Source organism: Noviherbaspirillum cavernae (assembly GCF_003590875.1).
Classification (GTDB): Bacteria; Pseudomonadota; Gammaproteobacteria; order Burkholderiales; family Burkholderiaceae_D; genus Noviherbaspirillum; species Noviherbaspirillum cavernae.
In genome coordinates this window covers 951307-966717 of the sequence record NZ_QYUN01000002.1, presented here as the reverse complement: position 1 = coordinate 966717, position 15411 = coordinate 951307, and the positions used below count along the sequence as shown (strand labels likewise).

10 protein-coding genes are annotated in these 15411 nt (G+C 60.2%); 3 read left to right on the top strand and 7 right to left on the bottom strand.

Annotated features, from left to right (window positions below; all coding sequences use genetic code 11):
* Positions 1 to 206: 206 nt before the first annotated feature.
* The 3 genes from D3870_RS04585 to D3870_RS04575 form a co-directional block, all read right to left on the bottom strand.
* Positions 207 to 926 carry a response regulator transcription factor gene (locus D3870_RS04585; RefSeq protein WP_119737046.1) on the bottom strand — a complete coding sequence of 240 codons (720 nt, stop codon included), beginning with the start codon at positions 924 to 926 and terminating at the stop codon, positions 207 to 209.
* Positions 923 to 2803 carry a sensor histidine kinase gene (locus D3870_RS04580; RefSeq protein ID WP_119741672.1) on the bottom strand — a complete coding sequence of 627 codons (1881 nt, stop codon included), beginning with the start codon at positions 2801 to 2803 and terminating at the stop codon, positions 923 to 925. The genes D3870_RS04585 and D3870_RS04580 overlap by 4 nt, the downstream gene beginning before the upstream one ends.
* A gap of 459 nt (positions 2804 to 3262) precedes the next feature.
* Positions 3263 to 4168 (bottom strand): SDR family oxidoreductase, encoded by a 906-nt coding sequence (locus D3870_RS04575; RefSeq protein ID WP_119741670.1) that lies wholly within the window; start codon positions 4166 to 4168, stop codon positions 3263 to 3265.
* A 36-nt stretch (positions 4169 to 4204) separates the two neighbouring features.
* Here D3870_RS04575 and D3870_RS04570 point away from each other — a divergent pair, with 36 nt between their 5' ends.
* From D3870_RS04570 to D3870_RS04560, 3 genes are all read left to right on the top strand, one after another.
* Positions 4205 to 5233 (top strand): CDP-6-deoxy-delta-3,4-glucoseen reductase, encoded by a 1029-nt coding sequence (locus D3870_RS04570; RefSeq protein ID WP_119737044.1) that lies wholly within the window; start codon positions 4205 to 4207, stop codon positions 5231 to 5233.
* 253 nt (positions 5234 to 5486) lie between these two features.
* Positions 5487 to 6689 (top strand): acetylornithine transaminase, encoded by a 1203-nt coding sequence (locus D3870_RS04565; RefSeq protein WP_119737042.1) that lies wholly within the window; start codon positions 5487 to 5489, stop codon positions 6687 to 6689.
* A 269-nt stretch (positions 6690 to 6958) separates the two neighbouring features.
* Positions 6959 to 8281, top strand: coding sequence for a DUF1835 domain-containing protein (locus D3870_RS04560; protein WP_119737040.1), 1323 nt, complete (start codon positions 6959 to 6961; stop codon positions 8279 to 8281).
* Between the two features lie 85 nt (positions 8282 to 8366).
* Here D3870_RS04560 and lpdA read toward each other — a convergent pair whose 3' ends face one another.
* The 4 genes from lpdA to aceE all read right to left on the bottom strand — a co-directional run bounded on the left by lpdA (position 8367) and on the right by aceE (position 15360).
* Positions 8367 to 10130, bottom strand: a complete 1764-nt coding sequence (lpdA, locus tag D3870_RS04555) for a dihydrolipoyl dehydrogenase (protein WP_119737038.1) — start codon at positions 10128 to 10130, stop codon at positions 8367 to 8369.
* 45 nt (positions 10131 to 10175) lie between these two features.
* Entirely contained in the window at positions 10176 to 10745 is a 570-nt protein-coding gene (locus D3870_RS04550) for an Ntn hydrolase family protein (RefSeq protein WP_119737036.1), read from the bottom strand.
* Between the two features lie 113 nt (positions 10746 to 10858).
* On the bottom strand, positions 10859 to 12523 hold the full coding sequence (gene aceF, locus D3870_RS04545; protein ID WP_119737034.1) for a dihydrolipoyllysine-residue acetyltransferase: 1665 nt from the start codon (positions 12521 to 12523) through the stop codon (positions 10859 to 10861).
* Positions 12524 to 12663: 140 nt separating this feature from the next.
* Positions 12664 to 15360, bottom strand: coding sequence for a pyruvate dehydrogenase (acetyl-transferring), homodimeric type (aceE, locus tag D3870_RS04540; protein ID WP_119737032.1), 2697 nt, complete (start codon positions 15358 to 15360; stop codon positions 12664 to 12666).
* Between the last annotated feature and the right edge of the window lie 51 nt (positions 15361 to 15411).

Sequence of the window (15411 nt, the reverse complement as noted above, 5' to 3'; positions counted from 1 at the left end):
TGGTATCTTTGAAAGCCAGCTATTGCTACCGTTCCAAATCATGGCGATTTGCCGGCAACAAGCTGCGCCACATCGGCATCCCGGACGATTCCAAGCCAAGGCGCAACGGCCCGATGCTATCGGATTGCCGTCCGGAAATGCTCACAAAAGCTAACAGTCTCCCTGCGATCGGGCGATCGCTTCGACGGCACGGCGCGCACCGGAGCTTATTCGTCGTTTTGCAGCAGGCAGGGTTGGGTCAGCAGATAACCGACGCCACGGGCGGCGCGGATTGCTTCGGCTTCGGGCCAGGCTTGCGAGAGCTTGCGACGCAGACGGCTGATGGCGACTTCGAGCCGGTGCTCGGCGAAGTCGAGGTAGTTGCCGCCCAGCGCTTCCACCAATTGCCGGCGGCTGGCCGGTTCGGGGGCGTTGCGTTGCAGGGTTTGCAACAACAGGCTCTCGGCATGGGTCAGCGTCAGCATTTCGCCGTTCGGGGCAGTGAGCGTGAGCTTGCGCTGATTGAAAATCCAGGCAGGCGCGGGGGCCGCAGCAGGCACGCTGCCGGCTGCGGCCAGACGGCGCAGCAGGTTGGTAATCACGGCCAGCAGTTCTTCCGCCGGCGCCGGTTTGACCAGATAGGCATCGGCGCCGCCTTGCAGGCCTGCCAGCCTGTCATGCGCCATGCCGCGCGCGGTGAGCATGACGATGCCGATTTCCGGCCGGCTCTGGCGCAGGCGCGCGCAGATGGACAGGCCGTCTTCACCCGGCAGGCCCAGGTCGAGCACCACCAGTCGGCACGGCTGAGTAGCCAGGTGCAAGTCGAGCGCGGCGCCGTCGGCCAAGCCGGTGACCGCATGGCCGGCGCATGTCAGATGAAAGGCCAGTTCGGTGCGCAGGCTGTCGTTGTCTTCCACCAGCGCGATGGGAGCTGCCACGGCTTTCATGCAGCCTCCGGCAGCCAGATCTCGAAGCAAGCGCCGTGAGGCCAGCTGCGGTCGAGCCGCAAATGGCCATCATGTTTTTCGACGATTTGCCTTGCCAGCGACAGGCCCAGGCCAAGACCCGACTGGGCGGCGGTTTCATCGAGGCGGCGATATTTTTCAAAGATGGCTTCCTCCTTGCCCGTCGGGATGCCGGGTCCGTGATCCTTGATGCGCCAGAGCACGCCGCGCGTCTTCATATCGGTAACGATTCCTATCCGGATCAGCGTGTCTGGATGCGCGTACTTGACGGCGTTGTCGAGCAGGTTGAGCAGCGCGAAGTACAGCAGACGGGTATCGCCCTTGAGCGGAGGCAGGGCAACATCGGCTTCGATCGCCACACGGGCGGCAGCCACGGGTTCGAGCGCGCTCAGGGCATCGCGGCTGAGCGTTGCCAGGTCGAGCGATCCTGTGTTGCTCTGAGATGTCCCCGGCAGGAGACGATCCTGCACCTCAGCCAGTTCCATCAAGGTCTTCATGCGTCCGACGGCCTGCTTGATGCTTTGATAGCGGCTATTGCGCTGCGCAGGATCGGCACCGATTTGATCAAGCAGACGCAGGCTGTGCGCGGCAGCGTCGATCACGGCCACCGGCGTGCGCACCTCGTGGGTAATCATGGAAAGGAAGCGATCCTGCTCTTCGCGTGCGCTGCGCTCGCGCCGCGACGTCGCCAACGCATCGTTGGCCTGGCGCTGCGCCTCATTGCGTGCGCGCTCGACATCGCGCGCGCGCAGCACGAGGCTCAGATGCAGCGCTAGAACCAGCGGGAGACTGGCCAGGTGGGCGCTGTTCATGGTTGCGGGATCGTGGGGCATGAAGCCCAGAGAGCCCAGATAATTTGGCAGCATGACAACGAAATAGAGCGGCAGCGACACGGCGATCAGGCGACCCGACAGATTGCCGGTTCGCCACAGGCGCAGGTAGGCTGGTATCGATAACAAGGGAGCCAACATGGCGCAGATGAAGACCATGGTTGCCAGCAAGCCGTAATAGCCATACAAGGGCGAGAAAATGATCAGCACGCCCAGCAGCATGACGAGGCGGTAAAAATGCAGCAGGCGCGGAAAGTTGCCCCGCAACTGGAGCAATCGCGCCTGACACAGGCAATCACATAGCGCCTGCAGGCCAAGCAGCGAATTGGTGAGCAGTGCCGGCACGGAGGCGTCATGCGGGAACACGAATTCGCCGGCAAGTCCATCGACAGCAAACCAGCGCGTTGCCGTGGCTACCACCGACATCGCGAATATTCCGTAAATACCGTGCCGGGTCGTTGCCCAACTGACCAGATTGAACAGCGCCACGGTAAACATGAACCCCAAATACCAGCCATAGCCCAGATTCGCAGCGTTGTTGGCGGTTTGCAACGCAGGCGCACGCCACAGGCGTGGCGACACCGCCATGACGCTGGTGGTCTCGATGCGCAGATACATCACTTCGCCCGGGTGCGGCTGCGCCAGCCGGAAGCTGGCCGTGCGATAGGGGCCTTCATGCGTATCGAACGGCAGCGTGTCGCCACTGCGGCGCACGGTCCAGCCACCGGTACGTGGCTCGTAAAGGCGTACATCGTCGAGCACAGTCGACGGCACCTCCAGCCAGAGTTCGCCTTCCTTCATATCGGCGGGAAGCGTCAGGCGCAACCAGTACGCGTCGCGTGTGTAGCCGCGGCTCAGACTGTGGTACAGCGGTTGGAATTCGTCTGCACGCGCTGCTGCCTCGTCTATCGTCAGACGAGCGCCGGAATCCCGCAGCCAGGTCGCGTTGGGCGCTTGCAAGCGCAACGGATCGGCAACAGCAGCCCAGGCCGTTCTCAAGCCCGGAAGCAGACAGATCAAGCCAAACATGAGCAGGATCAGATATCGCTTTATTGCATGGCGTTTTGATTTCATTTCGAAAAACAGGGCCGAGGGACGCCACGCTTTGCGGCTGGCACATCATATCAAGTTGCACCCGCGAAAGTACATCGCACCGGCTTGCCAGACACCCTTGAACCTATCAGTTTTGTTTATGGGGGCGTGACGAGTGCAAAGCGGATACGGAAGAGTTCAAGATTGAAGCGGTCAAGCCACTCACCAAACGCGGCCATCCGAAGGCAGAAGCGGCCAACCGGATGGTAACGATGCACAACCTGTATCAGGGGCTCAAGCAATACATCGTTCCGCTGGCAGCGGCGGGAAGCTGCCAAGGCTCAACAAGCGGAGATACGGCATCTGAAGGCACAGATCAAGCGCGTGACCGAAGAGCGCGACATTCTTGAAAGGCCGCGGCGAGTTCGACTGATTGACGCAACTCTCTATATTTATTTATTGAGTCATCGCAAAGCAAGTTTGCCCGCGGCCAATGCCTTGCAGCAAATCTTCCACCTTTGCATACCGCAACCGCACGCCAAGCTCCTGTTTCATTCTTGCATTCCTCAGACGACGCGACTCCGACATGAAGGACAACAACATTGGCGAAACCGCTTTCGTCAATTCGTCACGGGGCAGGCGCGGCGGTCGTGGTAAATCGCAGGCATCGGCCACCGCGTCGAAATAGTCCCCCATCTTCATGTCCGAATCATCGCTCGCATGATAGACCCGGCAAGGCAAGGCCTGGAACAAGGCCCGCGCAACGATATGCGCCAGATCGTCTGCATGAATGTGATTCGAGTAGACGTCGTCTTTTTCCTCCAGTGCAGGCATTCCCTTCTGCAAGCGTTCGAGCGGCAGACGATCGGCGGCATAGATGCCGGGTGTGCGTAAAATTGCCAACCGCGAACCGGACCTTCTGGCCCAGCGACGCAGGGAAATTTCCGCATCGACACGCCGCCTGGCGCGGGCCGTTTTCGGGTTCACGGAGCGGGTTTCATCGACCAGCGCACCTCCGCAATCGCCGTACACGCCAGTCGTACTGACATAAACGAGCTGCGCCCGCTCGGGTAAAATGGCGGTCAAATTACGGGTGCGCCTGTCTTTCGCGCCTTCCGCCTGCGGCGGTGCAAGATGGATGATCCGGGATGCAAGTCCGGCAAGGCGGGCGAGGCTGGCTGGCCGGTCAAGATCGGCAATGACCGGCACGGCCCCGGCGGCGCGCAGTTCTTCGCGACGTGATTCCTGGCTGGTAACGGCGAATACGCGAAAACGCTCGCGCACCAGCGGCAGGAGACGCATGCCGACGTCGCCGCAGCCGAGAATCAGCAGGCGCGGTTTGCCAAAACGCGGGGCACCCATTTCCTTAATTTCATTCTTTTTCATCATCAGGATTGTATGTCTTTCGAAGTTACTGTTCAGCCGAGCGGTCGGCAATTCACCTGCGACGAAGGCGAAACCGTGCTCTCCGCCGCCATTCGCGCCGGCGTGGGCTTGCCCTACGGCTGCAAGAACGGCGCATGTGGCACCTGCAAGGGCAAGCTGCTGGAGGGTTCGGTCACGCACAGCGCGCATCAGCAGAAGGCGCTGTCGGAGGCGGAGGAGCAGAAAGGTGCTGCACTCTTCTGCTGCGCTCACCCGCATTCGGACATCGTGATCGAGGCGCGCGAGGTATTGGGCGTCGGCGAATTCCCGATCAAGAAGCTGCCGACGCGCGTCGCGAAGCTGGACAAGGTGGCCGATGACGTGTTGGTCGTGTCGCTGCAGCTTCCCGCCAACGAGCGTCTGCAATACCGTGCTGGCCAATACATCGAATTCCTGCTGAAGGACGGCAAGCGCCGCAGCTACAGCATGGCCAATGCGCCGCATCTCGACGAGCATGTGACATTGCACATCCGTCATCTGCCGGGCGGCACGTTCACCGATCACGTATTCGGCACGATGAAGGAACGCGACATTCTGCGCTTCGAAGGACCGCAAGGAACCTTCTTCCTGCGCGAGGATTCCGACAAGCCGATGGTGCTGCTGGCATCGGGCACCGGCTTTGCGCCGATCAAGGCCATCATCGAGCATGCCGTCCATCAGAAAACCGAGCGCCCAATGGTGCTGTACTGGGGCGGCCGCCGTCCGAAGGATTTGTACATGCATGCGCTGTGCGAAGAGTGGGCGCGTACGCTGCCGAACTTCAAGTACGTTCCGGTCGTGTCGGACGCCTTGCCGGAGGATGCATGGACCGGGCGCAGCGGCTTCGTGCATCGCGCCGTGATGGAAGACCTGCCGGACCTGTCGGGCCATCAGGTGTATGCCTGCGGCGCGCCGGTGATGGTGGATGCGGCCATGCAGGATTACGTCGCACAATGCGGGCTGCCGGAGGATGAGTTTTATGCCGACGCATTCACGACGGAAGCCGATCTGGCCAAAGGCTAGACCTCGCCTTTCCCTCAAGTCATGCGAGCGGCAGGAAAAACTTTTGACGCATTGCGCAAAAAGTCCTACTATTGGCCGCATGAAAACGACAGTCAGACTCTTGCGACGCCCTTCCTCGCTGCCTCAGCCAGGGATGCCGTGCATGTAAGCGTTAGCTGATCATCAAGCCACAGGTCCTCCCTGTGGCTTTTTTTTTGAACTTTTTTCCCGCCTTTTAACCAATTCATCAATTGCCCTTTTCCAGGAGCCCGATATGGAATTCAGCCAGTATCACGTCGATGCACTGTTAAACATCACCAACCGGCCGTCGCTGGTCTTCACCGAAGGCCACGGCATGTGGCTGACCGATCACAAGGGCAAGCGCTACCTCGACTATCTGCAGGGCTGGGCAGTGAACTGCCTCGGCCACTCGCCGCAATGCATTCAGGACGCGCTGACAGAACAAGCAAGGAAGCTGATCAATCCGTCGCCGGCGTTTTACAACGAACCGTCGATCGCACTGGCGTCGTCGCTGGTGAAGCACTCCTGCTTCGATCGCGTGTTCTTCGCCAACAGCGGTGCGGAAGCCAACGAGAGCGCCATCAAATTGGCGCGCAAGTGGGGCAAGAAGCACAAGAACGCAGCCGGTGCCGACCGCTACGAAATCATCACCTTCAACCACAGCTTCCACGGCCGCACGCTGGCCACCATGTCGGCCAGCGGCAAGGCAGGCTGGGACACGATCTTCGCGCCGCAGGTGCCGGGTTTCCCGAAAGCCGAATTGAACGACCTCGCCAGCGTCGAGAAGCTGATCACCGACAAGACGATCGCCGTGATGCTGGAGCCGGTGCAAGGCGAAAGCGGCGTGATTCCGGCATCGCGCGAATTCATGCAAGCCTTGCGCGCGCTCACCAAACAGCATGGCCTGCTGCTGATCGTCGATGAAGTGCAAGCGGGCATGGGTCGCACCGGCGAATTGTTTGCCTACCAGTTGTCGGACGTCACGCCGGACATCATGACGCTCGGCAAGGGCATCGGCGGCGGCGTCCCGCTGGCGGCCATGCTGTGCCGCGAAGAGGTTGCCGTATTCGAAGCGGGCGATCAGGGCGGCACCTATAACGGCAATCCGCTGATGACCGCCGTCGGCGGTGCAGTACTGGACGAACTGTTGAAGCCGGGCTTTCTGCAGTCGGTCAAGGACAAGGGTGCCTACCTCGGCGCGGAACTGGTGAAGTTGAGCGAGAAGCACGGACTGGAAGGCGATCGCGGCGAAGGACTGTTGCGCGCGCTCAAGCTCGGCAAGAATATCGGCGCGCAGATCGTCGAAACCGCTCGCGATATCAATCCGGAAGGTCTGCTGCTGAACTCGCCACGTCCCGATCTGCTGCGCTTCATGCCGGCACTGAATGTGACGACAGCGGAAATCGACCAGATGATTTCGATGCTGTCGGATGTTCTGAAAAAACTGGGACACTGATCCGGTTTCATGCAACAAGGCGCAGTCCGGTTGAAAGCATCACATCCGGGCAATCGTGACTGCGCTGCTTCACTTCAATTCGGCGGCAACAGCCGTCTCCCCAGGGTTTCCATTCTTGCCAGCAGCCGGCGGAGCGCTTAGTATCGAAGCTCACGCTGGTTTGTCAGCGTCCCGCCCGCGGGAAGGGCTGCGCCCATCAAACTCTCAACGAATCGTTCGATTTCCTTGAATCCTGAATCGCGGGCACGGGATACCCTAAGGAGATCGTCATGATCATCAGTCTCGCCCAGCTCCGTCAGCAATTTTCCTCCGCACCACTTTCGTCTCCGGAATTTCAGGATGGCGATCCGCGCAAGCTGCAACCCCTCTCGCTTGAACAACAGAAGAAACGCGCAAAGGAGTTGCTGCGCGGATTGCGTCGCACCGATCCGGAAGCGATCAGTCGCCATCGTTTGCATCTTCCGGAAGTCACGCTGTCGGCAGACGCAACTCCGCGCTTATGCGATGCCCAGCAAATCGTTGCGCGGGAAAACGGCTTTTGCAAATGGTCGGAGTTGCATGCGCATTGCGAATATGTCCGCATCGCGTTCAAAAGCGTTGCGGAAGGAAGCCCATCCGCGCTGGATGGTGATGTCCGCACTCTGCATATCCGCTGCGGTCACGACATCATGCACAAGCTCGCGGTCGCCGGCTTTACCGGAGACTTTCTTGCCTTTGCCGACCCGTACGTGCAAGGGCCGGTGCCGCACACGGATTCCTTGCAGGAATTCATCCGCATCCGCGCGCGATTTCTTCGCCCCTGGTTCGAATCGCCGGAAGCGGCACTGGAACGCCTGACGCAGGATTACGCAGCTCTTGAAATGGCGACAGACTATCCGCGAGTCATGCTGTGGTTCGAGCATGACTCATACGATCAGCTGATCCTCGCAAAGCTCTTTCATTTTTTCCAGCATGCCGCGCAGCGTCCGCAGCAACTGCGCCTGATCTGCGTGAGCCGGTTCCCCGGCGTCAAGCGTTTCAACGGCATCGGTCAACTGCCCGCAGAGGCAATGCGCGTGCTATGGAATCAATTCTCGAACGCAGGTCCCGCTCAACTGTCACTGGGCAAGCAAGCCTGGGATGCCATCACTGCGCCAACGCCGGCCCCATTGCGGGATCTGATCGCAACGCAGACACCAGCCATTCCAGTGATGGCGAAAGCACTCGCACGCCACCTCGAGGAGCTACCATCCACGCGGAATGGCCTGAGCCTGACGGAGCATCTGACATTAAAAACCCTGACTGAAGAAGGCGCAATGAATGCGTCCCGGCTCTTCACCAGGTACACCAATTACCATGAGCCCTTGCCGTTTCTTGGAGACTTGCAGTACTGGAAAATTCTTTCCGGATTGGCCGATGCGGAAAGAGCGGCGATTGTCATCGACCGCAAAGGGAGCAAACCTGTTGAATGGATGGTCAGCGTCACGCAACTCGGTCGTGAGCTGCTGACGGGAACAGCCGACTGGCTCGCACTCAACCGGATAGATCGGTGGGTCGGCGGCATGCACATCGATTCGCGCACCAGTCCGGTCTGGCGCTTCGACAGTAAATAGCTATCGGTGAACATGGCGACACAAAAATAAAAAGGGCGATGCCTCTTGGCATCGCCCTTTTCTTCATGCATGGAGGTTGACAGAATCACTTCTTCCGCATTGGCGGCAAATCGGTGCAAACGCCTTCAAACACCTCCGCCGCCATGCCGATCGACTCGCCCAGAGTCGGATGCGGATGTATGGTCTTGCCGATGTCCACGGCATCCGCCCCCATTTCAATCGCCAGCGCGATTTCGCCGATCAGGTCGCCGGCATGCGTACCGACGATGCCGCCGCCGACGATGCGATGCGTTTCGGCATCGAACAGCAGCTTGGTGAAGCCTTCGTCGCGGCCATTGGCCACTGCCCGGCCGCTCGCGCCCCACGGGAACAGGCCTTTCTCCAGCTTGATCCCCTTGCTCTTCGCCTCATCTTCGGTGATGCCGACCCATGCGATTTCGGGGTCCGTGTAGGCAACCGAGGGAATGACGCGCGCATCGAAATGCGATTTCTCGCCCGCCGCCGCTTCCGCTGCGACATGCGCTTCGTGAACCGCCTTGTGCGCCAGCATCGGCTGCCCCACCACGTCACCAATCGCGAAGATATGCGGCACATTGGTGCGCATCTGTGTATCGACATCGATGAAGCCGCGATCGGTAACGGCAACGCCTGCCTTGTCGGCGGCAATCTTTTTGCCGTTCGGGCTGCGTCCCACCGCGACGAGTACCATGTCGTAGAGCTGCGGCTCGGGTGCCGTCACTGAGGGATCGGCGCTTTCGAACGATACCTTGATTCCTTCCGCCAATGCTTCGACGGCGACAGTCTTGGTCTTCAACATGATCTTGTCGAAGCGCTTCTCATTGAACTTCTGCCACACGCGGACCATATCGCGATCAGCGCCTTGCATCAATCCATCCATCATCTCGACCACATCGATGCGCGCACCCAGCGTCGAATAGACTGTCGCCATTTCCAGACCGATGATGCCGCCGCCGATGACCAGCATGCGCTTTGGCATCGAACGCAGTTCGAGTGCGCCCGTAGAGTCGACAATGCGTGGATCCTGCGGCACGAATGGCAGGTTCACGACCGACGAACCGGCGGCGATGATTGCTTGCTTGAAGCGGATGGTTTTCTTGCTGCCATCAGGCGAGGCAACTTCCATGTGGTTCGGGCTGACGAATTGTCCGACGCCTTGCACCACGTTCACCTTGCGCGCCTTGGCCATGCCGGCCAGGCCGCCGGTCATCTTGCCGACAACTTTATCCTTCCAGCCGCGCAGCTTGTCGAGATCGACCTGCGGCTTGCCGAAACTGATGCCGTGCTCTGCCATCGTCGCCGCCTCATCGACGACTGCGGCAACGTGGAGCAAGGCCTTGGATGGAATGCAGCCGACGTTCAGACACACGCCGCCCAGGGTTGGATAACGCTCGACCAGCACGGTCGCCATGCCGAGGTCGGCAGAGCGGAACGCAGCAGAGTATCCGCCCGGACCGGCACCCAGCACCAGCATGTCGCATTCGATATCGGACGTGCCTGCGTAACTGCCTGCCGCCGGGACAGGTGCGGCTGCGGCGGACGGAGAAGCGGCAGGTGCAGGTGCAGCGGCCGGCGTAGTTGCTGCGGTCGCTTCCGCAGCGTCGAGCGACAGCAGCAATGAACCTTCAGCCACCTTGTCGCCAACCTTGACCTTCAATTCCTTCACGACACCGGCGTGGCTGGAGGGAATCTCCATGCTGGCCTTGTCGGATTCGACCGTGATCAGCGATTGATCGACCTTGATCGTGTCGCCGGGCTTGACCAGCAGTTCAATGACTTCCACTTCCTTGAAGTCGCCAATGTCGGGGACTTTCACTTCAATCAAGCTCATAGCGTTGGCTCCATATGCCGCTTCGCCGCGATGGCAAAGCGATTTTTATTGTTTCATTGGAAAACTGTAGATGCGGAAAGGTGCCGACGAACTCTTGTCGAACTCCGCCCCCGCCTGCACACCGATTTCCGCGATCTCCCTTGCGGTTTCGGTGCGGTCGTACGCGGCATACATCGCGCCCAATGCGAAATTGCGCCCGCTGCCGATGCCCCAGAAGCGATCGAAGCTGAACACTTCGCGATACGAATACACACCGAAAATCCCGTGCGGATTCGCAATCAGCGCGGTGATCTGCGACGATTCGTAAGGGTCGTCCTCATCCTCTTTCGTGTTCAGGAAATACTTTTCCTTCAGGATCTCGTGCACCTTCGAAAAAGTTTCGAATACCTCGTCACGGCTGCACAACCTGCATTCTTCACCCATGCCGGTCAACAGCTTGCGCATGACAGGGAAATGGGCGGCAGTGCCTGCCAGCGTGACATAGGATTCGCCAACCGGAAAAATTTTCTCGTTCACCTCGTACGCATGCGAGAGACGAGTGTCGCCGAACGTCACCAGCGAATCGGATGCGATCGCAATTTCGTTCTGCTTTTTGACGACAACGCAAGTGGTCATTGTTAGTCTCCGTGATCAAGGCGAGCAGCGATGGCAACGGCAAGAAAGCGGAACAAGCTTGCACCCGCTCTCATGCCTTTAATGTCGCTCACTCCCCTCTTCCACCTGTCGCGTCACAGCAATGTCTTGCGCATGTCAGCCAGCACTTCTGCCAGATAGACCGCGAAGCGGGCGCCCATCGCGCCATCGATCACGCGGTGATCGTAGGACAGTGACAAGGGCAGCATGAGTCGCGGCGCAAACTGCTTGCCGTCCCACACCGGCTTGATGTCGGATTTCGACAGGCCGAGAATCGCCACTTCCGGCGCGTTGATGATCGGCGTGAACGCCGTGCCGCCGATGCCGCCCAGCGACGAAATGGTGAAGCTCGCTCCCTGCATGTCGGCCGGCTTCAGTTTGCCTTCGCGTGCCTGCGCCGACAAATCCGTCATCTCTTGCGCAATCTGCACGATGCCTTTCTTGTCGGCGTCCTTGATCACCGGGACGACGAGACCGTTCGGCGTGTCAGCGGCAAAGCCGATGTGGCAATACTGCTTGAGAATCAGGTTCTCGCCCTTGGCATCGAGCGATGCGTTGAACGCAGGGAATTTCTTCAGCGCGGCGACGCTGGCCTTGATGACAAAAGCGAGCATGGTCAGCTTGACGCCGGACTTCGCCATTGCTGTATTCGATTCCTTGCGGAACTCTTCCAGCTCGGTGACATCGGCTTCGTCGAACTGCGTCACATGCGGAATCATCACCCAGTTGCGATGCAGGTTGGGGCCGCTGATTTTCTTGATGCGGGACAGCGGCTGCAACTCGGTCGCGCCGAATTTGGAGAAGTCGAGCGACGGCCATGGCAGCAGATCCATGCCGCCGCCTCTGGATACCGGCGCGGCAGCAGCAGGCGCAGCAGCGGCGCCCGACATCACTGCCTTCACATAATTCTGGACGTCGTCATGCACGATCCGGCCCTTTACACCCGTGCCCTTGATGCGCGCCAGATCGACGCCGAGCTCGCGGGAAAACTTTCGTACCGAGGGCGACGCATGCGGCTTGGTCCCATTTGGCTCGACCGGCTCCAACGACGCGGTCGGTGCCGACCTGGATTCAACCTGGGCCTGTAACGGCGGGGCCGGTGGCGCAGATGCCGATACGCTCGCCACGCTGGCAGCAGCCGGCGCTGCAGCCTTGGCTGCTGCCGCGGTTCCGTTTGTCCCGGCGGTTTCTACAACCAGTAGCAGCGTTCCTTCCGCAACCTTGTCGCCGACCTTCACCTTGACTTCCTTGACCACGCCGGCATGGCTGGAGGGGATTTCCATGCTGGCCTTGTCGGATTCGACCGTGATCAGCGACTGATCGACCTTGATCGTATCACCCGGCTTGACCATCAGCTCGATGACTTCCACTTCCTTGAAGTCGCCGATATCGGGGACCTTCACTTCCACGATGGATGCCGCTGCGGGTGCAGCCGCCGGCTGAGATGCTGCAGGGGCGGGAACCGGCGCAGCGGCCTCTTTCGGGGCCTCTGCTGCAGGAGCCGGAGCCGACGCACCGGCGGCGTCCGCCTCCAACGTCAGCAACAGTGTTCCTTCCGCGACCTTGTCGCCAACCTTGACCTTCAGTTCCTTCACCACACCGGCGTGGCTCGATGGAATCTCCATGCTGGCCTTGTCGGACTCGACCGTGATCAGCGATTGATCGATCTTGATTCTGTCGCCCGGTTTGACCAGCAGCTCGATGACTTCGACTTCCTTGAAATCGCCGATATCCGGGACTTTGACTTCGATTACGCTCATGGCTTTAGCTCCGTTATCACCCTCTGCTTCAGAGACCGGGCCGGGATGGAGGTGGGTTTCCTTCAAGACCAAGGACCCACCTCTCCCCGACCCTCCCTTGAAGGGAGGGAATTATTTGTCTTCTATTTTATTGATGCGAGTTACAGCGTAACCGGATTCGGTTTGTTCGGATTGATGCCGTACTTTGCAATCGCCTCGGCGACGATCGTGGGTGCAATCGCTCCTTCATCGGCAAGCGACTTCAATGCCGCGATGGTCACGAAGTATCGGTTCACTTCGAAGAACTCGCGCAGCTTTGCACGCGTGTCGGAGCGGCCGAAGCCATCGGTGCCCAGCACCTTGTAGCTGCGTCCCTTCGGCATGAAGGCGCGAATCTGTTCTGCAAAGGTGCGCATGTAGTCGCTCGACGCAATGATTGGGCCTTTGGTGGATTGCAGCGACTTCGTGACATGCGCGACGCGCGGCTGCTCGACCGGATGCAGCATGTTCCACCGCTCCGCATCCTGGCCATCGCGCGCCAGCAGCGTGAAGGACGGCGCTGACCAGACATCGGCACCGACGCCCCAGTCGTTCTTGAGCAGCTCGGCTGCCTCGATCACCTCGCGCAGGACCGTGCCGGAACCCATCAGCTGCACGCGATGCTTCGCCTTCTTATCACCTTCCTGCAAGAGATACAGGCCCTTCAGAATGTCCTGCTCCTGCCCTTCCTTCAGGCCCGGATGAGCGTAGTTCTCGTTCATCAGGGTGATGTAGTAGAACACGTCTTCCTGATTTTCGACCATGCGCTTCAGACCGTCGTGCATGATGACGGCAACTTCATGCGCGAAAGTCGGGTCGTAGGGAATGCAGTTCGGGATCGTCGATGCCAGCACATGGCTGTGACCGTCTTCGTGCTGCAAGCCTTCGCCGTTGAGCGTGGTGCGCCCTGCGGTACCGCCCAGCAGGAAGCCGCGCGCCCGCATGTCGCCAGCCGCCCATGCGAGGTCGCCGACGCGCTGCAGGCCGAACATCGAGTAGAAGGTGTAGAACGGGATCATGACCCGGTTGTTGGTCGAATACGAGGTCGCCGCCGCGATCCACGAACTCATCGCACCCGCCTCGTTGATGCCTTCCTGCAGGATCTGACCGGCCTTGTCTTCGCGGTAGTACATCACCTGATCGCGGTCGACCGGCTCGTACAGCTGTCCTTGCTGATTGAAGATGCCGATCTGGCGGAACAGGCCTTCCATGCCGAAGGTGCGCGCTTCGTCGACCAGAATCGGCACGACGCGCGGTCCGAGATTGGCGTCGCGCAGCAGCGCGGTGATGATGCGGACGTAAGCCTGCGTCGTCGAGATTTCGCGACCTTCCGCGGTCGGCTCCAACACTGCCTTGAACGTCGACAGATCCGGCACCGGCAGCGTTTCTTCCGCCTTCACGCGGCGCTGCGGCAGGTAGCCGCCCAGGGCCTTGCGGCGCTCGTGCAGGTATTTCATTTCCGGCGCGTCGTCGGCCGGCTTGAAGAACGGCACTTCCGCCAGCTTGTCGTCGGGGATCGGGATCGCGAAGCGGTCGCGCATTTCGCGCACTGCCGCATCGTCGAGCTTCTTGGTCTGGTGCGCAGTGTTGCGCGCCTCGCCCGACTTGCCCATGCCGAAGCCCTTGATGGTCTTGACCAGCAAGACGGTCGGCTGGCCCTTGTGCTCCTGCGCCTGCTTGAAAGCGGCATAAATCTTGTGCGGATCGTGGCCGCCGCGGTTCAGACGCCAGATATCGTCGTCGGACATCTTGCTGACCAGTTCAAGCAGCTTCGGATGCTTGCCGAAGAAGTGCTTGCGCACGTAGGCGCCGTCCTTCGCCTTGTAGTTCTGGTACTCGCCGTCCACGGTTTCCATCATCACGCGCTGCAGGATGCCGTCCTTGTCGCGCGCCAGCAGCTCATCCCAGTAGCTGCCCCAGATGACCTTGACCACGTTCCAGCCGGCGCCGCGGAAATCGGCCTCCAACTCCTGGATGATCTTGCCGTTGCCACGTACCGGACCGTCCAGTCGTTGCAGATTGCAGTTGACGACCATGACCAGGTTGTCGAGCTGCTCGCGTCCGGCCATGCCGATCGCGCCCATCGACTCCGGCTCGTCCATTTCGCCGTCGCCGCAGAATGCCCACACCTTGCGCGATGCCGTGTCGGCGATGTTGCGCGCATGCAGATACTTGAGGAAGCGCGCCTGGTAAATCGCCATCAGCGGTCCCAGTCCCATCGACACGGTCGGGAATTGCCAGAAATCCGGCATCAGCTTCGGATGCGGATAGGAGGACAGGCCCTTGCCATCGACCTCGCGGCGGAAATTGAGCAATTGATCTTCCGTCAAGCGACCTTCGAGGAAGGCACGCGCATAGACGCCGGGCGATGAGTGGCCCTGAATATAGAGCAGGTCGCCGCCGTGTTCTGCGGTCGGCGCATGCCAGAAATGATTGAAGCCGATGCCAAGCATGTTGGCCAATGAAGCAAAACTGGAAATGTGACCGCCGAGATCGCCATCGGCACGGTTGGCCTTGACCACCATCGCCATCGCGTTCCAGCGCATCCAGGAGCGCAGGCGCTCTTCGTATTCGAGATTGCCCGGGCAGTGTTCGCCGAGATGGGCCGGGATGGTATTGACGTAAGCGGTATTGCTGGAGAACGGGATGTGGGCGCCGCGACGGCGGGCCAGATCGACCATGCGCTCCATCAGGTAGTGAGCACGCTCCGGACCTTCGGTTTCAATCACGGCTTCGAGCGCATCAAGCCATTCTTGTGTTTCCAATACATCGGGGTCGTTGGCGGCTTGCGCCAACACTTGGTCGAGCTGGGCGGACATGGTTTGTCTCCTGATATAAGGGCCTACCCGATTCGGGATCGCGGTCGGGAT